Origin of the sequence: Synechococcus sp. 1G10 (genome assembly GCF_002252625.1) — a bacterium.
GTDB lineage: Bacteria > Cyanobacteriota > Cyanobacteriia > PCC-6307 > Cyanobiaceae > Regnicoccus_A.
Genome location: NZ_NQKW01000024.1, coordinates 1 through 21,149, shown reverse-complemented (window position 1 = coordinate 21,149; position 21,149 = coordinate 1). Strand labels below are relative to the sequence as shown.

At 64.0% G+C, this 21,149-nt stretch carries 24 protein-coding genes and 3 pseudogenes; 14 read left to right on the top strand and 13 right to left on the bottom strand.

Annotation, left to right across the window (positions count from 1 at the left end; genetic code table 11):
- Window positions 1-15: 15 nt before the first annotated feature.
- Window positions 16-225 carry a DUF350 domain-containing protein gene (locus CJZ82_RS14935; RefSeq protein ID WP_094556552.1) on the bottom strand — a complete coding sequence of 70 codons (210 nt, stop codon included), beginning with the start codon at window positions 223-225 and terminating at the stop codon, window positions 16-18.
- Here CJZ82_RS14935 and CJZ82_RS14930 point away from each other — a divergent pair.
- The 4 genes from CJZ82_RS14930 to CJZ82_RS14915 all read left to right on the top strand — a co-directional run bounded on the left by CJZ82_RS14930 (window position 218) and on the right by CJZ82_RS14915 (window position 3,778).
- On the top strand, window positions 218-1,282 hold the full coding sequence (locus tag CJZ82_RS14930) for a hypothetical protein (protein ID WP_094556551.1): 1,065 nt from the start codon (window positions 218-220) through the stop codon (window positions 1,280-1,282). The two genes, CJZ82_RS14935 and CJZ82_RS14930, sit on opposite strands and share 8 nt — an antisense overlap.
- Window positions 1,279-1,509, top strand: coding sequence for a hypothetical protein (locus CJZ82_RS14925; RefSeq protein WP_094556550.1), 231 nt, complete (start codon window positions 1,279-1,281; stop codon window positions 1,507-1,509). Before CJZ82_RS14930 ends, CJZ82_RS14925 begins: the two co-directional genes overlap by 4 nt.
- 2 nt (window positions 1,510-1,511) lie before the next feature.
- Window positions 1,512-3,044 carry a polyamine aminopropyltransferase gene (locus tag CJZ82_RS14920; protein ID WP_094556549.1) on the top strand — a complete coding sequence of 511 codons (1,533 nt, stop codon included), beginning with the start codon at window positions 1,512-1,514 and terminating at the stop codon, window positions 3,042-3,044.
- A gap of 68 nt (window positions 3,045-3,112) precedes the next feature.
- Window positions 3,113-3,778 (top strand): DUF4178 domain-containing protein, encoded by a 666-nt coding sequence (locus CJZ82_RS14915; protein WP_094556570.1) that lies wholly within the window; start codon window positions 3,113-3,115, stop codon window positions 3,776-3,778.
- Here the strand turns inward: CJZ82_RS14915 and CJZ82_RS14910 are convergent.
- Entirely contained in the window at window positions 3,762-5,432 is a 1,671-nt protein-coding gene (locus CJZ82_RS14910) for an ATP-dependent DNA ligase (protein WP_094556548.1), read from the bottom strand. The two genes, CJZ82_RS14915 and CJZ82_RS14910, sit on opposite strands and share 17 nt — an antisense overlap.
- Before the next feature lie 121 nt (window positions 5,433-5,553).
- On the opposite strand from CJZ82_RS14910, the gene CJZ82_RS14905 reads away from it, so the two are divergent.
- Together CJZ82_RS14905 and CJZ82_RS14900 are read left to right on the top strand one after the other, a co-directional pair.
- The gene (locus tag CJZ82_RS14905) at window positions 5,554-6,468 is read left to right on the top strand and encodes a DnaJ C-terminal domain-containing protein (RefSeq protein ID WP_094556569.1); all 915 of its coding nucleotides are present in this window, start codon (window positions 5,554-5,556) and stop codon (window positions 6,466-6,468) included.
- A complete protein-coding gene (locus CJZ82_RS14900; RefSeq protein ID WP_094556547.1) occupies window positions 6,461-6,769 on the top strand; it encodes a chaperone modulator CbpM in 309 nt (102 codons plus the stop codon). The genes CJZ82_RS14905 and CJZ82_RS14900 overlap by 8 nt, the downstream gene beginning before the upstream one ends.
- Before the next feature lie 4 nt (window positions 6,770-6,773).
- Here CJZ82_RS14900 and CJZ82_RS14895 read toward each other — a convergent pair whose 3' ends face one another.
- A complete protein-coding gene (locus CJZ82_RS14895) occupies window positions 6,774-7,886 on the bottom strand; it encodes a hypothetical protein (RefSeq protein WP_094556546.1) in 1,113 nt (370 codons plus the stop codon).
- 520 nt (window positions 7,887-8,406) lie between these two features.
- A complete protein-coding gene (locus tag CJZ82_RS14890; RefSeq protein ID WP_094556568.1) occupies window positions 8,407-9,129 on the bottom strand; it encodes a triacylglycerol lipase in 723 nt (240 codons plus the stop codon).
- Between the two features lie 134 nt (window positions 9,130-9,263).
- Here CJZ82_RS14890 and CJZ82_RS14885 point away from each other — a divergent pair, with 134 nt between their 5' ends.
- Both CJZ82_RS14885 and CJZ82_RS14880 read left to right on the top strand, forming a co-directional pair.
- The gene (locus tag CJZ82_RS14885; RefSeq protein WP_094556545.1) at window positions 9,264-10,604 is read left to right on the top strand and encodes a DUF6880 family protein; all 1,341 of its coding nucleotides are present in this window, start codon (window positions 9,264-9,266) and stop codon (window positions 10,602-10,604) included.
- Between the two features lie 177 nt (window positions 10,605-10,781).
- Entirely contained in the window at window positions 10,782-12,404 is a 1,623-nt protein-coding gene (locus CJZ82_RS14880; protein ID WP_233130280.1) for a serine hydrolase, read from the top strand.
- Window positions 12,405-12,419: 15 nt separating this feature from the next.
- On the opposite strand, the gene CJZ82_RS14875 is transcribed toward CJZ82_RS14880, so the two are convergent.
- Window positions 12,420-12,665, bottom strand: coding sequence for a hypothetical protein (locus tag CJZ82_RS14875; RefSeq protein WP_094556543.1), 246 nt, complete (start codon window positions 12,663-12,665; stop codon window positions 12,420-12,422).
- Between the two features lie 66 nt (window positions 12,666-12,731).
- Here CJZ82_RS14875 and CJZ82_RS14870 point away from each other — a divergent pair, with 66 nt between their 5' ends.
- The gene (locus tag CJZ82_RS14870) at window positions 12,732-12,992 is read left to right on the top strand and encodes a hypothetical protein (RefSeq protein ID WP_094556542.1); all 261 of its coding nucleotides are present in this window, start codon (window positions 12,732-12,734) and stop codon (window positions 12,990-12,992) included.
- A gap of 22 nt (window positions 12,993-13,014) precedes the next feature.
- Here the strand turns inward: CJZ82_RS14870 and def are convergent, their stop codons facing one another.
- Both def and CJZ82_RS19650 read right to left on the bottom strand, forming a co-directional pair.
- Window positions 13,015-13,656 carry a peptide deformylase gene (def, locus tag CJZ82_RS14865; RefSeq protein WP_094556541.1) on the bottom strand — a complete coding sequence of 214 codons (642 nt, stop codon included), beginning with the start codon at window positions 13,654-13,656 and terminating at the stop codon, window positions 13,015-13,017.
- 24 nt (window positions 13,657-13,680) lie between these two features.
- Window positions 13,681-13,827: pseudogene (locus CJZ82_RS19650) on the bottom strand (AbrB-like transcriptional regulator); the annotation flags it as partial.
- 595 nt (window positions 13,828-14,422) lie between these two features.
- Between CJZ82_RS19650 and CJZ82_RS14855 the strand changes: the two are divergent.
- Entirely contained in the window at window positions 14,423-14,812 is a 390-nt protein-coding gene (locus CJZ82_RS14855; RefSeq protein ID WP_094556567.1) for a hypothetical protein, read from the top strand.
- A 378-nt stretch (window positions 14,813-15,190) separates the two neighbouring features.
- Window positions 15,191-15,468, top strand: a pseudogene (locus CJZ82_RS14850) (2Fe-2S iron-sulfur cluster-binding protein); the annotation flags it as partial.
- A 109-nt stretch (window positions 15,469-15,577) separates the two neighbouring features.
- On the opposite strand, the gene CJZ82_RS18455 reads toward CJZ82_RS14850, so the two are convergent.
- The 4 genes from CJZ82_RS18455 to CJZ82_RS19105 form a co-directional block, all read right to left on the bottom strand.
- Entirely contained in the window at window positions 15,578-15,739 is a 162-nt protein-coding gene (locus CJZ82_RS18455) for a hypothetical protein (RefSeq protein WP_158218593.1), read from the bottom strand.
- A 322-nt stretch (window positions 15,740-16,061) separates the two neighbouring features.
- Window positions 16,062-16,409, bottom strand: coding sequence for a PPC domain-containing DNA-binding protein (locus CJZ82_RS14845; RefSeq protein WP_094556540.1), 348 nt, complete (start codon window positions 16,407-16,409; stop codon window positions 16,062-16,064).
- Window positions 16,406-16,714 carry an N-acetyltransferase family protein gene (locus CJZ82_RS19110; RefSeq protein ID WP_369820083.1) on the bottom strand — a complete coding sequence of 103 codons (309 nt, stop codon included), beginning with the start codon at window positions 16,712-16,714 and terminating at the stop codon, window positions 16,406-16,408. Before CJZ82_RS19110 ends, CJZ82_RS14845 begins: the two co-directional genes overlap by 4 nt.
- A 3-nt stretch (window positions 16,715-16,717) precedes the next feature.
- Window positions 16,718-16,921 (bottom strand): hypothetical protein, encoded by a 204-nt coding sequence (locus CJZ82_RS19105; RefSeq protein ID WP_233130278.1) that lies wholly within the window; start codon window positions 16,919-16,921, stop codon window positions 16,718-16,720.
- 752 nt (window positions 16,922-17,673) lie between these two features.
- Between CJZ82_RS19105 and CJZ82_RS14835 the strand changes: the two genes are divergently transcribed.
- The 3 genes from CJZ82_RS14835 to CJZ82_RS14825 all read left to right on the top strand — a co-directional run bounded on the left by CJZ82_RS14835 (window position 17,674) and on the right by CJZ82_RS14825 (window position 20,151).
- The gene (locus tag CJZ82_RS14835) at window positions 17,674-17,856 is read left to right on the top strand and encodes an ArsR family transcriptional regulator (protein WP_198949804.1); all 183 of its coding nucleotides are present in this window, start codon (window positions 17,674-17,676) and stop codon (window positions 17,854-17,856) included.
- A gap of 88 nt (window positions 17,857-17,944) precedes the next feature.
- Window positions 17,945-18,823: a cation diffusion facilitator family transporter gene (locus CJZ82_RS14830; RefSeq protein ID WP_233130277.1), complete on the top strand. Its 879-nt coding sequence runs from the start codon at window positions 17,945-17,947 to the stop codon at window positions 18,821-18,823.
- A 629-nt stretch (window positions 18,824-19,452) separates the two neighbouring features.
- Window positions 19,453-20,151: a glycosyltransferase family 2 protein gene (locus CJZ82_RS14825; RefSeq protein WP_094556539.1), complete on the top strand. Its 699-nt coding sequence runs from the start codon at window positions 19,453-19,455 to the stop codon at window positions 20,149-20,151.
- Between the two features lie 266 nt (window positions 20,152-20,417).
- Here CJZ82_RS14825 and CJZ82_RS14820 read toward each other — a convergent pair whose 3' ends face one another.
- A complete protein-coding gene (locus CJZ82_RS14820) occupies window positions 20,418-20,585 on the bottom strand; it encodes a DUF2256 domain-containing protein (RefSeq protein WP_094556538.1) in 168 nt (55 codons plus the stop codon).
- Window positions 20,586-20,931: 346 nt separating this feature from the next.
- Window positions 20,932-21,149, bottom strand: a pseudogene (locus CJZ82_RS14815) (photosystem II q(b) protein); the annotation flags it as partial.

The following is a 21,149-nucleotide window of genomic DNA, read 5'->3' as shown; positions in this document are numbered from 1 at the left end:
GGCAGAGGTGCCGTATCAGGTGGTGAGGATGCCCACCACCACCGCGGCGATGGCCAGGATCACGGCTCCCTGCACCACGCCGGCGGCCACGTTGCCCTTGCGGATCTCGGCTCGGTAGTCGATCGGGGAGAGCTTGTCGAACAGCAACAGGCCCCCGTAGATGAGGATGACTCCGACAATGGTCCACCCGACCGTCAGCAGGAGCTGGAGCAGCGGCTTGTCCATCGACTCCCCTGAGACCGGACGCCACGCTAACCAGGGGGTGACCTGGCCCCTGCTGGCCGGTCTTCTGCCGATGGTTCCGCTGCTGATTCTGGCGGCTTCGGCCCTGGTGCCCACCCAGCGCCAGGTCATCGCCTTGGCGCCCGACGAGCCGGTGCTGAGCGCCCCGTTCGAGCTGCGCGGTGGGTATCTGGGCTTTCCGAGGATCAGTCTGCAGGCGGAGCTGCCGCCCGAAACCGCGATGGAGCTCGATGCGGACCTGCTCGATCTGGCCGGCACGGTAGTTCTGCAGTTCAGCCAGGAGGGATGGCGGCAGACGGTCACCTGGGTCGAGGAGGGTGCCACCTTTACCGGGGATGAGAGCGAAGCCGCCATGACCGTGGCCCTGCGGCCCCGCACGGGGGGACCCCACCGCCTGCGGCTCACGCTCGCGGACCTGCTCGACAGCGCCGGGCTGCCCCGCACCGAGCCGATCACGCTGCGGCTGGAGGTGCGCAACCACACCGTCGACGCCCCGCTGCTGCTGTTCACCGCGATGGTGAGTCTGGCGATGGTGTTGATTCTTCAGGCTTCGGTGTACCGGGGCTGGCAGTTGCAGCGGATGCGGCGGGTGGAGGAGGCGCGGCTGGGGCTGCGGCTGCGCGTCGGCGGGTCGGGGCTGCTACGGCTGGAGCTGCGGGCCTGGTGGGAGCGCCCCATCAACGACCGACCGCCGCTGGCAGATCTGCCAGCCGTCCAGCTCACGCTCACGGTGAGCGACGCGCTGGGCCGCTGCCGGCTCAGCGAGCAGCGCAGCCTCGCGCCGTTCCATGGCTCCAGCGAGGACGGCGACCACTGGCTGACCCTCGTGGAGACGTTTTATCTGCAGGTGGGCGAGCCGCAGGGCCTGCGGTTCCGCTTTGATCTGCCAGAGCGGATCGAGGACGGCGGCGAGCCCTGGGAGATCGAGTGGTGTGAGCTGGTGCTGGAGGATGGAGTTCTCCCCGCGTTTCCGGTGGCGGCCCCGCCGCTGGCCCGGGTCGGAACGCTGGCGGGCCCTGGCGAGGAGCAGCCGCGATGACGGTGGAGCGCACGCTGATTCTTGTGCTCACCCTGTCGGCGGTGGCTATGGGCACCACCACCGCGGTGACCCGGCCGCTGCTCTACCGGCTTGGGGATGACGGCACCCCTTCGGCCTCCGGTGCGACGACTTGGCGCGGCAGTGGCCTCAACGGCCGCTGGCTGAACCGCGAGCGGCCGCGCGACTGGTCGCGCTTCCAGGGCCGCGGCCCCGGGACGGCCAAGTAGGCATGCCGCCGTTTTCAGCGCTGCAGGTGCGGGTGCTGCTGGTCACCGCGGCGCTCTCCTCCAGCGTGGGACTGGTGCTGGAGCTGATGCTGGTCACCCAGGCCAGCTATCTGCTCGGTGACGCGGCCCTGGCCACGGGGGTGGTGATCGGCACCTTCCTGGCGGCCATGGGGCTGGGGGCCTGGCTCAGCCAGTTCGTGGATGGCGGCGAGCGGCCCATGCAGCGACTCCTGGGCGCGTTCCTGCTGGTGGAGATCTGCCTCTCGCCGCTCTGCCTGCTGGGCCCGCTGGCGCTGTTCGCTGTGTTCAGCGTCGATGGCCCGCTCTGGCTTGTCCTGGTGGTGGTGACGGTGATGGTGGGGGTGCTGGGGGGCATGGAGGTGCCTCTGCTCACCCGGCTGCTGGAGAGCCAGCAGCACCTGCGCACGGCCCTGGCCCGGGTGCTGGCCCTTGATTACCTCGGCGCCCTGCTGGGCTCCCTGCTCTTTCCGTTGCTGTTGCTGCCGGTCTTCGGCCTGCTGCCCACCGCGGGACTGCTGGCGATGGTGCCCCTGATCAGCAGTGCGGTGCTGTGCTGGGTTTTCCCGAGTTGCCGTCGCTGGCGCTGGCCGCTCAGCGGTGCCCTGCCCCTGGCCGCCCTGGCTGCCTGGGCGCTGGTGCCCCTTGGCAATCGGATCGAGGACGGCCTCTATGACGACCCGGTGGTGGGGCGGGTTCAGTCGCGCCATCAGCGCATCGTGCTCACCAGCCGTCGCGGTGATCTGCGCCTGTTTCTCGACGGGAACCTCCAGTTCTCCAGCCTGGATGAATACCGCTATCACGAGGCACTGGTGCATCCAGCCCTGGCGCTGCACGGCCAGCCTGAGCGGGTGCTGCTGCTGGGGGCCGGCGATGGGCTGGCGGCCCGGGAGATCCTGCGCTGGCCGGGGGTGCGCCGGCTCGATCTGGTGGAACTGGATCCGCAGATGCTGCAGCTGGCACGGGCCCATCCCTTCCTGCGCCGCCTCAACCAGGCGAGCCTTGAAGACCCGCGGGTGCACACGTACGTGGGTGATGCGTTCGAGCTGGTGCGACGCCTGAAGGCCCCCTACGACGTGGTGATCGCCGACTTCCCCGACCCCGACAGCCCTGTCGTGGCGCGGCTCTACAGCGTCACGTTCTATGGGCGCCTGCTGGAGCGGCTGGCGCCCGGCGGCTTGCTGGTGACCCAGGCCTCCACCCCGTTCTTCACGCCGAAGGTGATGGCATCGATTCAGGCCACCAGGGCCGAGCTGAATCTGATCACGCGCCCCTACAGCGTCGATGTGCCCAGTTTCGGGCCATGGGGGTTCGTGCTGGCCCATCGCCCCGGCCGGAGCCTGCAGCTGGCAACTCCGCCGTTTGAGGGGCGCTGGTTCGATCGCGCCCAGCTGGAGAGGCTATTCGTGCTGCCCAGGGATCTGCGACCCCCGGAGGGTGTGGAAGTGCTGCCGAACCGACTGACTCGGCCGGTGCTGGATCGATATCAGCGCCAGCCCCTCTGGCGGCAGGACTGATCCCCTTCAGGCGGTGATCGATAGGCTGAGCTTCTCCGGACGTCAGGCTCCGGGCCGAGGCCATGCCCATGGGCGTCTGGGTTCTGCTGGTGCTGCTGCTGCTGGCGGCGTGGGGCCTGCGCCAGCTGCAGAAACAACGCCAGCGGTCGGGGGCGAACCTGCCCCAGGAGTCGCTGGAGCGCACCCTCTTCGATCTGCGCACCGGCGACATCGTGCAGACGGGCGGCCGCGACTGGATGGTGGAAGACCGCCTGCTCTACGACGAGGAGGGTTTTCAGTGGCTGGAGTATCTCCTGCGCGACGGCAGCGAGGGTCGCTGGCTCAGCGTCTGCGAAGACGACTGGCTGGAGGTGAGCTGGCTGGAGCGGGGGCCGGCTGAACTGGCTCTGGAACTGGATCGTCAGCCCCTGCCCTTCCCCGCCCAGATCACGTGGGAGGGAGTTACCTACCAGCTCAAGGAGCAGGGCCGCGCTGCGGTGAGCTCCAGTTCCCGGACGATGAACCGGAGGCTGAGCGGCTGCCGCTACGGCGATTACGAGGGCCCTGATGGCCAGGTGTTGTCCCTCGAGCGCTGGGACGGGGGCAGCCCCGGCACCCGCCCACCGGCCCCTGGCTCCGAGCCCGGTCCGGCCGAGGCGGAGGTGACCCTCGGCCGTGTGCTGGATCCAGCCTCGCTGGTGCTGCTGCCGGGGGATGGACGCTCGGTGTACCGGCCAATCAGCCCGGGTGGTTGATGCCCTCCAGCAGGTTGAGGGCCGTGGCGAGGCTGTCGGCTTCCGCCGCCGGTTTGTCGCGGCGCCAGCGGCTGATGCGCGGGAACCTCACCGCCAGGCCGCTCTTATGACGTTTCGAGGGCTGCAGCCCCTCAAAGGCCAGCTCGAACACCTGCAGGGGCTCCACCGCCCGCACCGGCCCGAAGCGTTCGGTGGTGTGACGGCGGATCCAGCGGTCGAGCTCTGCGATCTCGGCATCGTCGAGACCCGAGTAGGCCTTGGCGAAGGTCATCAGCTGGGGCTCGCTCGTGTCGGCATCCCCCGGCGGGTGGCTCCAGAGGCCGAAGGTGTAGTCGGTGTAGAGGTTGGCGCGGCGGCCGCTGCCAGCCTGGGCATAGAGCAGCACCGCATCGAGGTGGAGCGGCTCGAGCTTGTGCTTCCACCAGTCGCCGCGGCGACGGCCGGACCTGTAGGGCGACTCCAGCCGCTTGAGCATCAGCCCCTCGGCTCCCACCAGGCGGGCGCGGCCGCGCTGCTGCTCCAGCTCCTCCCAGCTGCCGAGGGGCACGGCGGCTGAGCCACGCAGACGCCCCCGCTCTGGGTGATCGCTGTCGGCCAGGGCGCTGCGCAGCTCCTCCAGCCTCTCCAGGCGCTGCCGCAGCGGTTCGTCGCGCCGGTCGGCGCCGGCTGATTCCAGCAGGTCGTAGGCCACGAAAGCCATGGGGCACTGGCGGCGCAGGCTCGCTGCCACGCTCCTGCGCCCCAGCCGCCGCTGCAGGGCGGCAAAGCCCTGGGGCCGCTCCTCGCCGGGATGCCAGACGATCACTTCGCCATCAAGCACGGTGCCCTCCGGCAGGGCTTCACCCAGGCTCACCAGCTCGGGGAAGCTCTCGTTCACCAGCTCCTCGCCCCGGCTCCAGAGAAAGCTGCTGCCGGAGCGGCGGATCAGCTGGCCGCGGATGCCATCCCACTTCCACTCCGCTCGCCATTGGCTGGGATCCCAGCTCGCCAGCTGGGCCGGATCGAGGGGGCTGGCCAGGAAGAAGGGAAAGGGGCGGCTGGCCGGCACCGCCTCCCCCTCCAGTGCCGGGGCGAGCAGGGAGGTGAATGATTCGGCGCTGGGCTCAAGGCCCCCCATCAGTCGCTGGGCGATCTCGGCTTCCTCCAGCCCGGCCACCCGAGCCAGGGCCCGGGTCACCAGGCCCGTGGACACCCCCACCCTCAGCCCGCCGGTGAGCAGCTTGTTGAACAGGAAGGCCTGGCCAGCTGGCAGGCTTGCCCAGGTGTTGAGCACAGCTTCTGCCTGGGCACTGGGTTCCAGCGACGCGATCGCCGGCAGCCGCTCCCCCATCCACACCGCCAGGGGCCGCTCGATCGGCTCGGCCTCGGGCAACTGCAGCTGCGGCAGCAGCAGGGCGATCGTCTCGGCGCTGTCGCCCACCTGGGCGTGGCAGTCGTCGAAAAGCCAATCGGGCAGGGCCGAGGCGGCCAGTGCGATCTCCCGCAGCCGCCGGCCGGTGATCAGCCGCTTGCGCCGCTTGCCGAGCAGAAGGGTCACGGCCCAGGCCCCATCTGCAGGATCCACTGCCGCCAGATAGGCCCCAAGAGCCGCCACCCTGGCAGTGGTACCGGGGCTGCGGTCAAGCTGCTCGTAGAGGGCGCAGAAGTCGCGCATGGACAGCGGCTCGAGCGATTCGAGACCACACCCTGGCAAGCCCCGCTGCTGATTGCTCCCGCTCTGCGGCTCGCGGGAGGATGGGGGCCAGGCCCCAGCGGCCACCCGGTGCGACAGCCCGATGAAGTTCAAGGACTACTACGAGACCCTCGGCATCGAGCGGGGAGCGAGTGAGGAGGAGATCAAGAAGGCCTACCGGCGCCTTGCCCGCCAGTACCACCCCGACATCTCGAAGGAAGCGGGCGCCGAGGAGCGCTTCAAGCAGATCAGCGAGGCCTACCAGACCCTCTTCGATCCGGAGAAGCGCCAGGCCTATGACGAACTCGGCCGCCATCACCCCGGCGAGGACTTCCAGCCGCCTCCGGACTGGGACACCCGCTTCTGGCAGGGCCAGCCCCACCAGGAGGTGGATCTCTCCGAGCTCTTCGAGCAGATGGGATTCCGCGCCTCCCAGCAGCGGCGCCAGGCCCGGGGCATGGACTTCCCGATCCGAGGTCAGGACGTGGAGGCTGTGGCCCGGCTGACGCTCGAAGAGATCTCACGCGGCACCCAGGTGACCCTGGATCGGCCCGGCGGCAGTGTGCGCATCCGGGTTCCCATGGGCGTGACCGACGGGGAGCGGCTTCGCATTCCGGGGCGCGGCGGCCCCGGCAGCGGTGGTGGCCCCGATGGCGATGTGTATGTGCAGATCCAGGTGCTGCCGCACAAGCTGTTCCGGCCGGTGGGTCATGACCTCTACCTGGAGTTGCCTGTGACCCCCTGGGAGGCGGCCCTCGGCGCGCAGATCGAGCTGCCCAGCCTCGATGGCCGCGTGCGGGTGACGGTGAAACCAGGCGCGCAGGCTGGCCAGAAACTGCGGCTGGCCGGTAAGGGGCTGCCGAAGCGGGGCGAGGGAGCCGGCGATCTCTATGGGGTGCTGCAGATCGTGTTGCCCACGGAGATCAGTGAACGTGAACAGGAGCTCTATCGTGAGCTGGCGGAGGCGTCATCCTTCCAACCCCGTCCTCAATACACTGGAGAGTCGACCCATGGCTGACGATCTCCTGATCCCTGTGGACTCCGACAGTCTGGTGGAGTCGGCGGAGCTGCTGGCGGCCTCGGGCCTTGCCCACGACGAGCTGGTTGAGCTGGTGGAGTTCGGCCTGTTCGAGATCAGGGAGACCGCCACGGGCTGGTGTTTCCAGTCCCGGGCGGTCCACCAGGCGCGGCGGATGGTGAAGCTACGGGATTCCTTCGGGCTCAACCCTCCTGGCATGGCCCTGGCTCTCACTTATCTCGAGAAGATCGAGGCCCTGGAGCATCGGTTGCGAGAACTGGAGTGTCTGCTGCCCCGTTGAGGTCTCAGAGCGAATAGCGCAGGATCGCTGCCAGGCTGGCCTCACCAGGGATGTCGCCCTTGCGCACACCCATCACCTTTGCACCGGTGACCAGGGCACGGCTGGCGATTTCATCGACGATGCCATAGCTCTTCGCACTGGGACTTCCGGCGAAAGTCACAGCCCCTTCGTCGTCGATGGTGCCGGGGTTTACATCGTCGATGTCGATCAACAGGAGTTGAACCGCGCCGTAGGTCGCCGCGCGCGCCACCTTCTCCAGATCGGAAGTGGCCCGATCCTGGCTGGCCCTCAGCGTGTAGAGCGACTGGATTTCAGCCAGCTCGTCCCTGAACAGCTCATCAAGGATGGCGCGCGCGCTTGCCGCCAGATCGTCATCGCTCTGGGTCTCAGGGTTGTGGGGGATTGCTGCGCGCGTGAGGTGGGGATACGACTGAATCTCGCGGTAGATCGAGAGCATCGGTTCTGTTGCAGCCAGGATCAGCGGGGTTTCCCGGCCCGTCAGCAGCGCCCGCAGGGCGTTGTCGATCTTGCGGGCGTACTGGGCCTGGTGCACCTTCATCCCTTCGGAGCCCTGAAGGCGCCCGCTCGGCGCGCGGTCCTTGATTGAAGCCTTCCCTGCGGAGCTGGACACATCCTTGGGCATGCCGTTCAAACTGAGCTCGATGGCCGGCAGGTCGGAGGAGACCCCTACCAGCCTCACCGAGTTCTGAGTCAGGGCGAGCACATAGGCCGACTGGGGCACGGTGACCGTTCGCAGCAGCGGCTGTATGTGGAAACGGTCGCTGACCTCCACGGCTGGCTTGAGGTGGTTGGGCAGACGGAAGCTGCGCAGGCCTTCCGGCGAAACGAAGACGGCGAGGCTGTTGGCCTGGACCTCCCAGAAGTCATCGTCGTCAATGAGGTCGTGCAGCAGCTCCTCAATCGCCAGAACCTCGCGCTTGTCGTGGGCCGCGAGCTGCTCAATGGCCTCGCCAGCAAGGTTTTTCAGGGCGATGCGGTCGGCCTGGGCCTCCTGGGTCAGTGGCGTGGTCGGCAGGACCAGGCTGACCCGTGCCGGGCCGTGATTGAGCATCAGCGCTTCGATCTCTCCGCGGGTGGGGATGTCAACGTGCAGCATGAAGGGGAAGCGCCAGGAGTTTGGTTAATCAAATCAATCCTAGGACAGCGGGCCCCAGAACAAGCAAAGATCAGCCTGTAAGATGCTGAAGCTATTGCTTTGCCGGTCATGATGCAGGTGATCTTGTGCTGATGAGGCGCCTTGATCACCTTCTACTTATGACTGCTTATCTGTCAGTTGTATAAACCTTGACGTTCACCGTTGATCTTTCTGCTGACGAACTCCTTCTGCCCAGCAGTGAGCCATGAGCCATGAGCCATGAGCACTGAGCTGTTAGAAGTTAGAAATGTTCCAGGCATGAAGACCAGACTTTCTGCCTGGCGATGATCTGAGACTCTCGGCGTGAAACACCAGACCAAGCAGCCCCAGATCCGTCAACTCAACAGATCAGTCGTTCGGATTTCAGTGTGAAGCTGGCCTCCAGCTTCCCTTTACGTCTCCGGCAACATCTTTGAGAGGTCTGGCAGCCCCGCACACTGGTGATAACGATCCAACTCCGAGTGGAGTGCCCCCGCTGCGGCTAATCATCTGTGCTGCTGGAAGCACGGCTCGGTCCGGTTTCCTGAGCCAGGGCCCACCAGTTCTCCACCACTTCCGGGCTGCCGTACCAGCAGGATCCGAAGGCGCCGCCATGGGCCACGCCGGGCAGCACCAGCTGGGTGGAGCCCTCCAGCAATGCTGAGGCCACCGGCACCAGACCGTCGCCACGGTCGAGGGCATCGCCGCTGCTGTTGCGGTAGGCCGTCGGCGCCAGGCGCCGGGCCATGGGGCTGGCGCTCTCCAGATCCAGATTCCCCGCCACCGAGAGGTACCTCACCCGATCGGCGAAGGGCGCCCCCGGCAGGCGACGCTGCACCATCTGGCGCAGCACCGTGGCCTTGAGCGCCGTGTGGGGGCTGCCCAGCATCACCAGCGTGTCGGCCAGGGCCTTGCCGTCGTAGCTGCGGCCCTGGAACGGGGCGTTATCCAGGAAGAGGCGCAGCATGATCCCCCCGGAGCTGTGGCCGATCAGTGTCACCCTGCCGCTGGGGGACTGCCGGGCCAGCTCGGCCGCAGTGGCAGCGACCCGATCCAGGATCCGCGCCCAGGCGAAGGCGAAGACAGTGAGCAGCCATTCGGCTTTGCCCACTGCAACCAGCCGCACCGGTTGGCCGCTCAGCTGCTGGAGCCGGGCGACCATCGGGGCATAGGCCTCCGGGCTGATCAGGAAGCCACCGAGGATCACGATCGGTTGGCGGGGCATGGGCATCGCTTGGTGTCGCCTGGGAAACGGTCTCCCACCATGGCCTGGTCGGCTCACCCTGTAGCCAGCTTCAATGGGCAGATCTTGTCGGGTCGAGGCAGCGCTCGACCTGCTCCCTGCGCTCCCCTGACGCCATGGCCGGCAAGCGCACCCTCAACGCCGGAAACCTGGAAACACTCGGGGCGGCTGCCCTCGCCGAGCTGCTGATGGAGCTGAGCAGTGGCAATGCCGTGGTCCAACGGCGGCTGCGCCTGGCCCTGGCCGCTGCAGAGGGGGCCAGCGAAGCCGCCCAGGAAGTGCGCAAGCGCCTCGCGGCCATAGCCCGCTCCACCACCTACGTGGATTCCCGCAAACGCAAGGCCCTGGTGGCGGAGCTGGAGGCCCAGCGCCAGGCGATCAGCGGGCCGATCGCCAAGGCGGATCCGCCGTTGGCCTTTGATCTGCTGGTGCGCTTCCTGCAGTTGGCCGATGGGGTGATCGACCGCTGCTCCGACAGCACCGGCACCGTCATCGGAGTGTTCCGGCAGGCGGTCGCCGAGCTGGGACCGATCGCCACCGCCGCCGAGGTGGAGCCTGAAACCCTGGCGGAGCAGGTGGCCGACCTGCTGGCCGACGACGGTTACGGCCAGTTCGATCAGCTGATTCCAGCGATGGCCGAGACCCTGGGCGAGCAGGGGCTGCGGCGGCTGGAGCGAAACTGCCGCGACCGGGGCGCCCGTGATGGCCATGCCGCCCTGCTGCAGATCGCCGAGTGCAGCAGTGATGTCGAGGCTTATCTGGCTCAGTTCAACGCCAGCCAGCTCAGCTGGCCGAACACCGCCGCCGACGTGGCACGTCATCTGCTGGCGGCGGGCCGGCCGGAGCAGGCCCTGGCCGTGCTGGATGGCGCCGCCAAGGGCGCGAACAGCTGGCATTCCCCCGACTGGGACGATGCACGCATCGCTGCGATGGAAGCACTCGGGCGGGGGACAGAAGCCCAGCAGCTGCGCTGGCACAGCTTCAGCAAAACCCTGTCGATCCCCCACCTGCGCGAGTACCTCAAGCGGCTCGAGGCATTCGAGGACGCTGAGGCCGAGGAGCGCGCTTTCCAGCTGGCGGAAGGGCACGCGCTGCCGCTGCTGGCCCTGCAGTTCCTGGTGGCCTGGCCCGCCCTGCCCCGTGCTGCCCGCTACGTGATCGAGCATCGGGCGGAATGGGACGGGGAGGCCTACGAGATCTGCAGCCCCGCCGCCGAACGTCTCAGCGCCGACCAACCACTGGCTGCCACGGTGTTGCTGCGGGCGATGGTGGTGTTCGCCCTGTCGATCGGTCGGGCCAAGCGCTACCGCTACGCCGCCGAACATCTGCGCACCTGCGAGCAGCTGTCCGCCAGAATTGATGAGTGGCAAGGGGTTGAGAGCCACGAGAGTTTCACGGGTCGTTTGCGGGAGGCCTTCGCGACGAAGTGGAGCTTCTGGAAACTGCTGGAGAGGTAGGAGCCGGACTATGGCCAGCTGAATCTGCTCTCACCGTTTCCCCTCACTGGCCCAAGGCCTTGCGGATTTTCGGGTCACCGACCAAGTTTCCTGCTTGCAGAGGTCCTTGCCGTGTTCTCGGTGATGCAGCGTCAACCACTCCCGACTGCCACTCGGATGCTGCTGCGGCACCGATTGGTGCCCCGATTGGTGGGCCTGGTGCTCGGCGTTGGCGTGATCAGTCCGGCAGCTCTGTTGATGGCCACCGTCAACGCCACTGCCGCCACCGCCGCCGGCGGTCCGCCGCCGCCGCCGAAACTGGTGACCACTGCCAAGGTGTTTGCGGCGCTGCCCAGGCTGGACGCCTTCGCCACGCAGATCCTGCGGCAGACGGGGGTGCCGGGCATGGCCATCGCGGTGGTCCACGACGACCGGGTGGTTTTCCTCAAGGGCTACGGGCTGCAGGAGGTCGGCAAGCCCGGGGCAGTGGATCCCGACACGGTCTTTCAGCTGGCCTCGCTCTCGAAACCGATCGCCAGCACGGTGGTGGCAGCCCTGGTGGGGGATGGGCGGGTGCGCTGGGACGATCCGGTGATCGGCGATCTCCCCGGCTTTCGCCTCGGCCCGGCCGCCATCGCCGAGGAAGTGAGCCTGCGGGATCTGCTTTCGCACCGCAGTGGCCTGCCCGACCATGCCGGCGACCTGCTGGAGGACATCGGCTTTGATCGCGCCACCATCTTCCAGCGACTGGGGGTGCTGCCATTGGGGAATCGCTTCAGGGCCGTCTTCAACTACACCAACTTCGGCTTCACTGCCGGCGCTATCGCGGCGGCGAACGCCAGCGGCCAGGGCTGGGAGGAGCTCTCCAGAGAACGGCTCTATCGCCCGCTGGGCATGGCCCGTACCAGCTCCAGCTACGCCGATCTGATCGATGTCCCCAACCGCGCCGTCCTGCATGTCCGGGAGACCCCAAAGGGAGTGGCCAGCCGCCGCTGGGTGGCCCGTTACCAGCGGGACCCTGATGCCCAGTCGCCTGCCGGTGGGGTGAGTTCCACAGCGCGCGACCTCTCCCAGTGGCTGCGGCTGCAGCTGGCGGGAGGGCGCCTGGGAGCCGCGGCCGGCGGCCGTCAGATCGTGGCCCCAGCCGCTCTGGCCGAAACCCACCGCCCGCTGATCGCCAGCGCACCATCGCGGGATCCAGCGGTATACCGCACCGGCTTCTACGGCCTGGGCTGGAACGTGAGCAGCACCGACCAGGGCGCCGTGCAGCTCAGCCACTCAGGTGGCTTCGAGCTCGGTGCCGCCACGGCGGCGTATCTGCTGCCGGGCGAATCGCTCGGCATCGTTGTCCTCACCAACGGCCAGCCGATCGGGGTGCCTGAAACAGTGGCGCTGAGTTTTCTCGATCTGGCCCGCTTCGGCAAGGTCGAGCTCGACTACCTCAAACCCCTGGGTGGAATCTTCGCCCAGATCGCCAGCCAGGAGTATCCGCGGGTGCCCCAGCCAGCGAACCCCGGCCCTGCGCGGCCGTTGGCGGCCTACAGCGGCACCTACAGCAATGGCTACGTGGGTGTGATCGCCGTGAAGCCACAGGGCAGTGGCCTTGTGCTGGAGCTTGGTCCTCAGCGCAGGGCCTACCCCCTCACCCACGTCAGCGGTGACACGTTTCGCTATCAACCCAGCGGCGAGAACGCCGCCGGACCGAGTGCCGTCGCCTTCAGCGTCGGCGGCAATGGCCCCGCCAGCCGCGTCCAGATCGACAATCTGAATCTCGACGGCCAGGGCGTATTCCAACGCCAGAACCCACCAGTCGCCCCATGAAGGAAGGCTGGGTCGTCACGCTGTCTGGGCTGGGCGGCGGTTGAGGGCAACGGCCCCGGCCGCGAGGGCTGCCAGGCCGAGCGCCCCACTGGCGGCAAGGAACACAAAGGTCTGCAGGGCCAGCAGGAACAGCCCCAGCGCCGAGGCGGCCTTGATCTGGATTCTGGCCTTGATCAGGCAGGTGAGCAGAAGCAGCACCGTGGCCTGCAGCCCGGCGATCTTGGCGGCAGTGAGGGGGCAGAAGGGGCTGGGCAGCAGCATGGGGGAGGTCCTTTGGATCGATTCTGACTGTTCAGGCTGCAGACTCCGATCGGCTGCTTCCCACAGATGGGCGTGATTCTGCTCACCGTTCTCACCGTGCTGCTGGGGTACGGCCTGGGGAAAGGCGTTCCGCGCTTGGTGCAGCGCTCGGGCGCCCTGGCGCGCCGTTCCAGGGGCACTCAGCTGGCCTATGGGAGTCTGCTGCTCCTGCCCTGGCTTATTGGGATCGCCCTGGTGGTGCAGTTACCCCTGCGGCCTGACCTGCTGCTGCCGGCGATCGGCTACGCGGCGGGAATGTGGCGTGGTCGAGGGAAGGCGGGTCTCTAGCCGGCAGACATGGCAGGTGTGCTTAGGCCTTTGGGCTGAACAGGGGGCCGAGATCCTCGAGTGCGGAGTGCTCCTGCAGCTGCCGGTGCATCGCATCGAGGCTGCCCAGCTGCTTGCCGGGCACCGCTGACTGGTTGCCTGGCAGCAGACCACTGGCCTCGAGCTCTTCTGTGAAGCCAAAGCTCCGTATGTTGTCCAGGCGATCAGGGAAGATCACGCCATCGAGATGGTCGCATTCGTGCTGCACCACGCGGGCGTGAAATCCATCCACGGATCGCTCGATCGGCTGTCCCTCACCATCAAAGCCTCGATAGTGAATTGCCCGCCAGCGGGCAACCTGGCCTCGGAGCCCCGGCACACTGAGGCAGCCTTCCCAGCCTGAATCCCGTGTCTCGCCGATCGGGGTGATCTCCGGGTTGATCAGCACCGTTTCAGGGATCGGGGGCGCCTCCGGATAGCGCGGGTTGTGGGTGATGCCAAAGATCACTACCCGCAGCGGAACGGCGATCTGCGGAGCGGCGAGGCCCGCCCCATCGCGGGCTGCCATCGTGTCCCGGAGATCCGTGATCAAGGCGCGCAGGTCTGCTGTCCCGAACCTGGTAACGGGTCGGGACGTCTGCCGGAGGCGTGGATCACCGAGCCGCAGGACGGTACGTACTGCCATGGGTGGTTCTCCAGTCTGGAATGATCAATCCTCTTCGTCGCTGGCGCCAACCGGGATCGACCGGATCTGCTTCTTGCCAATCTTGATCTCAAACTCATCACCCGGCTTGAGGCCCAGCAGGCTGGTATGTGTCATCTCTATCAGGAGGTTGCCGTTGAATTGCACCTTGGCGATCTAGCGCAGGCTGCGGCCCGCCTGGCTTCCAGCAACGCTTCATTGAAGGCAGTGAAGTCAGTCGCTCGCTACCATCCTTACCAATGCTAATACCAATGCCAAGGGTGTGGCTGTAGGCGGCTGTCCGCTATCTCAGCGACGCAGCCTTTTGCAGGTTTCTTCATTACTCTCCCGACCTTGATATGGGTGCCCCCGGCTCATGGGGGCACCATCTTTGACATTATTCAGATTCGTTCAGCTGCCCTATCGGCCGATGCCAGCGCTTGGGGCAATTGATCTTGAGTCGCTGCGATCTGTCGCGAGGCGCGCTTCAGTTTCCAGATGCACAAGCGCCTGCGGCGGCTTCGTCCTTGGCTTTGCTTCTACAGGGACACCGCTATAGATCTGAAACTGGTCTCAGATGGTGGCCATGGAGCCTATCCCCAAAGGGGGCGAAATAACCGTGCAAATGTAGCTATGTCGATCCTTGGATTGATCGTCCAAACTCTCGGTTGTTGATCTCCCTTGCAGGGTGGAGGTTTTTGCTCGTGGCGCCCGATCGCCTCGTCGCCCGCGATCGGGCAGTGTGGAACGGCTCTTAGGGATGAATTCCATGGCCGACGCTCCCTATCTTGTTGCCTTGGCACTGGTGGAATTTGCAGGCAAGCGGGCGTTGCCGCTTACAGGCAAATCCCAGTCAGCAGAAGCTGCCGACGCCACTGATCCCGGCGATGATGGCCGCACCCTGGCGTTGGAACTGTTGCTTCGGCTCTGGCAGCGCAGCGAAGAGGGCCCTCTGCAACGGGCTGCCGGGGACCCCAGTTTGCTGCTGGTGGAGCTTCCGTTGGATGTGATGAGCGAACAACTGCCCCTGCTCAAGGCGAACTGGGTCTCCAGTGGTGATACTGAAGCGTTTCTCGGCAGCCTTCAGGGCCTGGCGATCAGGGCCTGGCACATCACGATCGCCAAATATGAACCGGTCAGTTTCATCGCCTGGCCCTGATCGCCCGCCATCTGGCACCCCCACCAACCCCATTTGGGGACTGGTAATTCTGTTGGCCTTCACAGAGTTGGGCTGACATTTGGACCCATGGCAACATAGGAGCGCAGCTGCTTGATTCGATCCAGGCGGACGAGTTGTATATGTCAATTGAAGACGATATCCCTGAAAGGGGACTTGCGCAACAGAGCCTCGGCTCCTCAACCTATGAGAGCATCCCTGAGGGATGAAATGCCTTTTCGAAGCTAGCTGGGATACTGTCCGCCAGCTGATAAGACATTGCAAACTATCTCCGGTTGGGGACTGCGCATGATCCCACCAGTTGAAGCAAGCTGATGAACGATCCGGCATAGGCTTGACCCCATCACCCACCCTGCTTCGATAGCTATCTACAAGGTCACACTCATCAACGCCAAAGAGGGTCTGAATCGAAGATCTACTGCGATGAGTATCAGTCAATCTTTGATGCTGCGGCGGATCGAGATATCGATCTGCCGTTGTCCTGCCGCGCTGGCTCCTGTTCGTCTTGCGCAGGCAAGTTGATTAGTGACACCGTAAACTAGGGCAATCATGCTTTCTTCTATGAGAACCAAATCGCAGCAGGCTTCGTTCTCACTTGTGTGGCTTTCCCTGTGTCAGATTGCACAATTGAAACCCATGCTGGCCGGAGATGCGCAGTAGAAGATCGTCATCACTACCGACAAGCAACGGCCTATATCTTCCCTAATCCTGGTGAAGATAACTTTCAGCTGATTGATGGATCTGGCTCTACGGCTCGCTGACTTGCGTTCCCTGGCGCAGGGCTGACACACCCTGATCCACCTGGGCCAGGCGCTCCATGACCAAGTTCATATCCAGGTCTGTGAGCTCGCCATCGCTGCCCCATTTCATACAGGTGCGCCCGAGGCAGCTGCTGACACTGATGGTCATGTCGGATTCTGCCAAGGCGGACTCCCTTGCTTTCGTTGGGTTAAGTCTCGGTCAACAGACAACGTTGTCATGCCCCCAAAAGGGGGTAATCACCGTCGGGCGACGATGAGCCAGGCGGGACCTCACGACTGCAAGGATGAGTCTCAGTACGCGACAGTAGGGAGCGCAAACTTTCTGGCGCGTCCCTCATCCAAACGGTTGTCGGCATTGAGCAGGCTTCTAACTGGGGCTGTCATCAACTGCCCTCGCCGGGCCCGTCGCGCTCGTCGCAGGCTGGAGCTGGCCGGATCAGCAGTTCGCCAAAGCCGGTGGCTGGATCCAGCTACCGGCGGAACTCCCACTTCGGCATCAGCCCCAGCACCAGCTCAGCGGTGGTGCGCACAAGCGATCCGTTGCAGAGATGGCCGCCGACCACCGCTCCTGTGCTGCCTGCGATGGCGATGTGCAGGTGGGCGCCATCGGGGGAGAGGGTGCCGGCCAGCGAAAGGATCTCCAGATCACCGCTGTGGCTGGTGATGTTCTCCTGGCCCGCCATGCGCAGCCGGGCTACCGACAGGCTGCCGATGCCGCTGATCACGCAGCCAGCCCGCTCGCTCTGCTGCAGCATCCAGGCCTCCAAGGCCAGGCGCAGGTCTGCCCCTGGAGTCAACCGCAGCGGCACCACCCTCATGGGACCTTCCCCTTGACCAGCACCTGGAACATCACATGGGCATCCACGTAGCCGAGCTGCCGATGGCGGAAGGCCGCCGGCAGGGTGCCGATGGCGCGGAAGCCGTTGCGCTCCCAGCAGCGAATGCCGGCGGTGTTGGTGCTGACCACCAGGTTGAATTGCATGGCCCGAAATCCCAGCTGGAGGGCGGTCTGGAGTGAGTGCTGGCAGAGGCGGCTGCCGATGCCTTCCCCCCGGCATGGCTCGGCCACCACATAGCCGGCATTGGCTACGTGGGCCCCAAGGCAGAGGCTGTTGGGCCTCAGGTATTAGGTGCCAGCCACGGCGCCATCGGCATCAAGAGCCACCATCGCCGTCTGGCTCTGCTCCACCCAAATAACTCGCGCTTCGGTCTCGCTGATGGCCGGGTCGTGGGGGAAGGTTTCCCCGGCGTGGAACACCGGCTCCAGCAGCCGCCACACTCCAGGCCAGTCGGCCGGCTCAAAGAGCCTGATCTGCAACGGGGAAGCCACCGGGGCCAGAGAAACGGATCGTCAAGTCATTGATTGTCTCGTCCCTTGTTGCCGCGAGGTGTGAGCTGCTGCTGCACTTCGCCACCCATCGGGCCCAGGATCTGCTGGGTCCATCGGAAGGCGCCCCATGTGGGGGCGCCTTTGCACCGGTTGCGGATGGTCACCTTGGCAGTTGGGATGCCGTGCGGTCGGGTGTCTGGTATTCAACGGTCGGCCTGTCTACTGCTATGCAGAAGCCTGCGATTAGGGCCTGGCAGTTAAGGATCCAGTCACGGCGCTGGGGAGAGATGCTCGGGGCTTGACCTCCGCAGTTGTGACCGCTGCCCGGGTTATGCAGCCCGGGATTTCAACAAGCGGGAAATAGAGATGGCATATGGCTTACTGCAGCTAAGGGATAGCGTTCACGCTGCGCCACCGAGGACACATCTGGTTCCAATCGCACCTCCGCTTTGATCACCGGCTCAGGGATGCTGGCCGGACTCTTCTGGAGGGAAAGGCCGGGTCGGCTCCCGTTCCTCCCCTCAACATCAAGTTACACCGAGCGGGCTCAGGTGGAGGCTTCTGTTAGTACCTATTCCCGTACCCGTCTGATTACCGCATCACCCCGCCGCTGATGCGCTTGAGGGGCCACTTCTTTGATGGTTGTCAAGGAGGTGGCAACATGGCGAGGTGCCAAGGACTCTTCCCGTTCCCACTGATCTCGCGCGGATCTGCTGCCCGCCTCTGGGCAGTGCTGATCCGATCCCGTACGGTTGCAGCTGCTGGAACATCTCTTGCGTGAGCACGCCAGAGAAGACTGCACCTGCAATCTCGCCCCCCTGGTGAAGCTCTCGGAGTCCACCGTCAGTCACCACCCCCGGCGTGGCATGAGTGTGTACTACCGCGTTGTGGCGGAGGCCATCACGGAGATGGCCCAGGTGCTTCATGTCGTCTGAGGCCCACGCTCACCGGCGGGTTGCCAGTGGTTCGGCGGCGTTTAGTTGGAGAGTTCTGCTCAACGCCGGGCTTGTCGGCGTGTAGCTGGTGATCGGGTTTGGCTTCGGGTCGCTGGCGCTGATCGGCGATGCCCTCCATAACCTCGGGGATGTGGTGGGGTTGCTGCTGAGTTGGGGGGCGGAGCGACTGGCCGGCCGGCCGGCCAATCGGCGTTTCACCTATGGCTACGGACGCAGCACCCAAATGGCCTCCATGGCCAATGCGGCGCTTGTGATGGTGGCAGGTGGGGTCGTTGTCGTCGAAGGTCTGCAGCGACTCGGGCGGCCCGTCGAACTCGGCACCACTCCGGTGGCGCTTGCAGCTCTCGCTGGTCTGGCGGTGAATCTGCTCTCGGCAAGGTTGTTCGGCCCTGGTCATCAGCATGACCTCAACCGCCGTGCGGCGGTCCTTCACCTGCTCAGTGATGCAGCTCTCTCGGCGGCAGTCCTTGTCAGCACGTTGTTGATTGCTCTCACCGGTTGGACGTGGCTTGATTCCCTGGTGGCGATCGGTGTCGGCTTTGTCGTGGGCTGGAATGGCTGGCGGCTGATGTTGGAAGCCGGCGCTCTTTCCCTCGATGCGGTGCCAGGAGCCGTGGATCTGGATGCGGTGGAAGATTCACTGCGCACGATTACAGGAGTCTGTGGCGTTCACCATATTCATGTCTGGAGCATCAGCACGTCGCGGGTGGCCCTCACCGCCCACCTTTGCCGCCGCCAAAGCCTGATCGACGACGAAACATTGCTCCGTGAGGCTCAGGAGAGGCTGCGCAGGCTGGGCGTAGAGCACGCCACTCTCCAGCTGGAGCCGGAAGACGGCATCGGCTGTGATCAGATACCTACGCCAGAATGCCGCTTGGTGCTCTTGGTTGTTATTGGCTTCCAGCAGCATGACGGGCACATTTGTTTCAGGGCCTCAACGGCGTGAATCAGTGCCCGGGCGCGAGCCGCTGGAGCCGCTGGAGCTGATCGATCGATTAGATCAAGAGCGAGCTGGGGCTCACCTGCTGGCCGGTGAACTGGTTGATCGGCAGCGGTAACATGATCCTTTTCACCCGCGCTGAGCGATGCTGTTGAGTTCTAAAAGCCCAGGCAAGTAAAGTGAATTGATTGAGAGTATTGGCAAGATATCAGAACGTTTGCAGGGAGCGCATCGCCCCATTGGGGAGCATGATGAAGTGGAATAGAATCACGACCTCAGATTCATTGAGAGCTTAACGTGCCCTTATATTCAGCATTCTTGGCTATCTGCACTGCAATTTCAGGCCTGTGCTGGCTGTCTCATAGTCAGCTGGGGTCTTACTTCTCAACATTTATGCTTGGAGACCAGGCAGTCGAGTGATCTCCGCATGCGTAGGACTCAGGCGCGGCTTTTCAAGGCGGCCTCCGCGCCGGTACTCTATGATGGTGTCTCTTAAGACCGAGAGCTTTTTAGGCCAAAATGTGCTTTTGGAATTAATGCTTAAGTGCGCTTCAGTTTCAGCTGTGAGGCCTGAAGGATGATGAGGCCCTGGACGATTTAAGTCGAAGATAACAAGCAAATCCTTTGGCAACTAGATGACTGTCAGTGTGATCACGCCAACCAGACTGCTGCCAGATCGGCTAAGTATGTTGGTTGAATTAAATCAAAGTATAAAAAATAACGATTGTGTGGTTGAGCATGTCATTGTTGTTGATGGCACGAGTCGGGAAGTGCTACCCGATGGGATCTGTGAGCATGCCACCGTCATTGCTACGGATCGTCCGATCGGCCAGGCCGCAGCACGCAATCTAGGTTTAGTCATTGCCAGGGGAGACTGGATCACTAGTGCCGACGACGATGACTGGCTTTATCCACACTCTATCGATCAGCGACTAGATGCAATCAATGGTCAGTATGGAGCTCTTTGGTCTGCTGGATACTGTACAGACGACTCCAAGTCGGATCCAGGAATTGTGCCAGCTGGACCAAGCTTTCCTGGAGATATCTGGCGTGCCTGGCCAACACCTAAGGCCTGCATTCCGTTGGGGCCAACAACCCTGCTGGTAGAAGCCAATCTCTTGAAGAAGGCTGGTGGCTGGATGGGTTTGTCTCAAGGCGAAGATATTGGCATGATGATTGCAGTTACTTGTATGGCACCAGGAATTATTATTAATGACTATGTGTATCATATCCGTTTGCACGCAGGGCAGATGACCAAGACAACCTGGTTTGACGACCTAGAGCTTCTTTCGCGTCGATGCGCCTGGGAACGGGGCGAGCAAATTCTTTCTTAACCCCAACCCCAATATCTCCATTGGAAAAATTCATCAACTCAGGCTTGCAACCTGGTTCGAGCAGGTAGTCAGGAAGATGCGACAAGGCTCTCTACGGTATAATCTAACTCGGCTTATCTGAGGTAAAATATCTAATAATATCTTGCAGTAAAGGCCGGTTCGTCATAGATGCGAGTTTGTAATGCAAGCGTTCTCTCGGATAATTGCTATCCGCTCTGTGTCACTCTGGTGACAGCATTAGAGATTTGTCTTGAATTGTAGGCGTCTCATCTCTTTTCCAGTGGGGCTGTCGGATGCGACTGATTCTTGTTTTTGCGGCAGCGTTCTGAGCAGTAGAGAACATCATCCCAAACGTCTTTCCACTTCTTTCTCCATTGAAATGGTCGTCCGCAGGCTTTGCAGCTCTTGGTTGGGCGATCAAGGTGATGAGGCATTGAGTGAGGGGTGTGAATTGTAGATTCTTTCGGCCGCAGTGAGCAGCTTCAGGTTGATCATCATCAGTAGCTTTTCGCGCTGTGGAGCACTTGGCTGATTTGAACTGGACCGATACCCGGCCAATATTCATGAGACGCCAGTCAAGAGTTGAAAACGTTTGCGAATAACAACTCTGCATGTCCCGTGCTGGCTCTAGCTCTAGCCATTCCAGCAGAGACAACAGCAGAGGTCATCATGCCTTTTGCCAATCCCAGAGACGTCAAGAAAAAAGCCCCCGCCAAGGCGGAGGCTTCACTTGCTATTCAGTTGAAGCTGCTGGTGGGCCGCAGCGACCCACCGGCTGCATCAGCCGATTGCAGGGGCGGTCAGTGCCACAGGGGTGGCTTCTGCAGATGCCAGGTCAAGTGGGAAGTTGTGAGCATTGCGCTCGTGCATCACTTCCATACCCAGACCAGCGCGGTTCAGTACATCAGCCCAGGTGTTGATCACGCGGCCTTGGCCATCGAGGATCGACTGGTTGAAGTTGAAACCGTTCAGGTTGAAGGCCATCGTGCTCACGCCAA

Coding starts and splice junctions, on each gene's coding strand:
- CJZ82_RS18455 (WP_158218593.1), bottom strand. CDS start 15,739: ATGACCATCAGTGTCAGCAGCTGCCTCGGGCGCACCTGTATGAAATGG.
- CJZ82_RS14910 (WP_094556548.1), bottom strand. CDS start 5,432: ATGCGCGACTTCTGCGCCCTCTACGAGCAGCTTGACCGCAGCCCCGGT.
- CJZ82_RS14905 (WP_094556569.1), top strand. CDS start 5,554: ATGAAGTTCAAGGACTACTACGAGACCCTCGGCATCGAGCGGGGAGCG.
- CJZ82_RS14855 (WP_094556567.1), top strand. CDS start 14,423: ATGGCCGACGCTCCCTATCTTGTTGCCTTGGCACTGGTGGAATTTGCA.
- CJZ82_RS14935 (WP_094556552.1), bottom strand. CDS start 225: ATGGACAAGCCGCTGCTCCAGCTCCTGCTGACGGTCGGGTGGACCATT.
- CJZ82_RS14900 (WP_094556547.1), top strand. CDS start 6,461: ATGGCTGACGATCTCCTGATCCCTGTGGACTCCGACAGTCTGGTGGAG.
- CJZ82_RS14885 (WP_094556545.1), top strand. CDS start 9,264: ATGGCCGGCAAGCGCACCCTCAACGCCGGAAACCTGGAAACACTCGGG.
- CJZ82_RS14825 (WP_094556539.1), top strand. CDS start 19,453: ATGACTGTCAGTGTGATCACGCCAACCAGACTGCTGCCAGATCGGCTA.
- CJZ82_RS14845 (WP_094556540.1), bottom strand. CDS start 16,409: ATGAGGGTGGTGCCGCTGCGGTTGACTCCAGGGGCAGACCTGCGCCTG.
- CJZ82_RS14820 (WP_094556538.1), bottom strand. CDS start 20,585: ATGCCTCATCACCTTGATCGCCCAACCAAGAGCTGCAAAGCCTGCGGA.
- CJZ82_RS14875 (WP_094556543.1), bottom strand. CDS start 12,665: ATGCTGCTGCCCAGCCCCTTCTGCCCCCTCACTGCCGCCAAGATCGCC.
- CJZ82_RS14890 (WP_094556568.1), bottom strand. CDS start 9,129: ATGCCCCGCCAACCGATCGTGATCCTCGGTGGCTTCCTGATCAGCCCG.
- CJZ82_RS14925 (WP_094556550.1), top strand. CDS start 1,279: ATGACGGTGGAGCGCACGCTGATTCTTGTGCTCACCCTGTCGGCGGTG.
- CJZ82_RS14895 (WP_094556546.1), bottom strand. CDS start 7,886: ATGCTGCACGTTGACATCCCCACCCGCGGAGAGATCGAAGCGCTGATG.
- CJZ82_RS14870 (WP_094556542.1), top strand. CDS start 12,732: ATGGGCGTGATTCTGCTCACCGTTCTCACCGTGCTGCTGGGGTACGGC.
- def (WP_094556541.1), bottom strand. CDS start 13,656: ATGGCAGTACGTACCGTCCTGCGGCTCGGTGATCCACGCCTCCGGCAG.
- CJZ82_RS14915 (WP_094556570.1), top strand. CDS start 3,113: ATGGGCGTCTGGGTTCTGCTGGTGCTGCTGCTGCTGGCGGCGTGGGGC.
- CJZ82_RS14920 (WP_094556549.1), top strand. CDS start 1,512: ATGCCGCCGTTTTCAGCGCTGCAGGTGCGGGTGCTGCTGGTCACCGCG.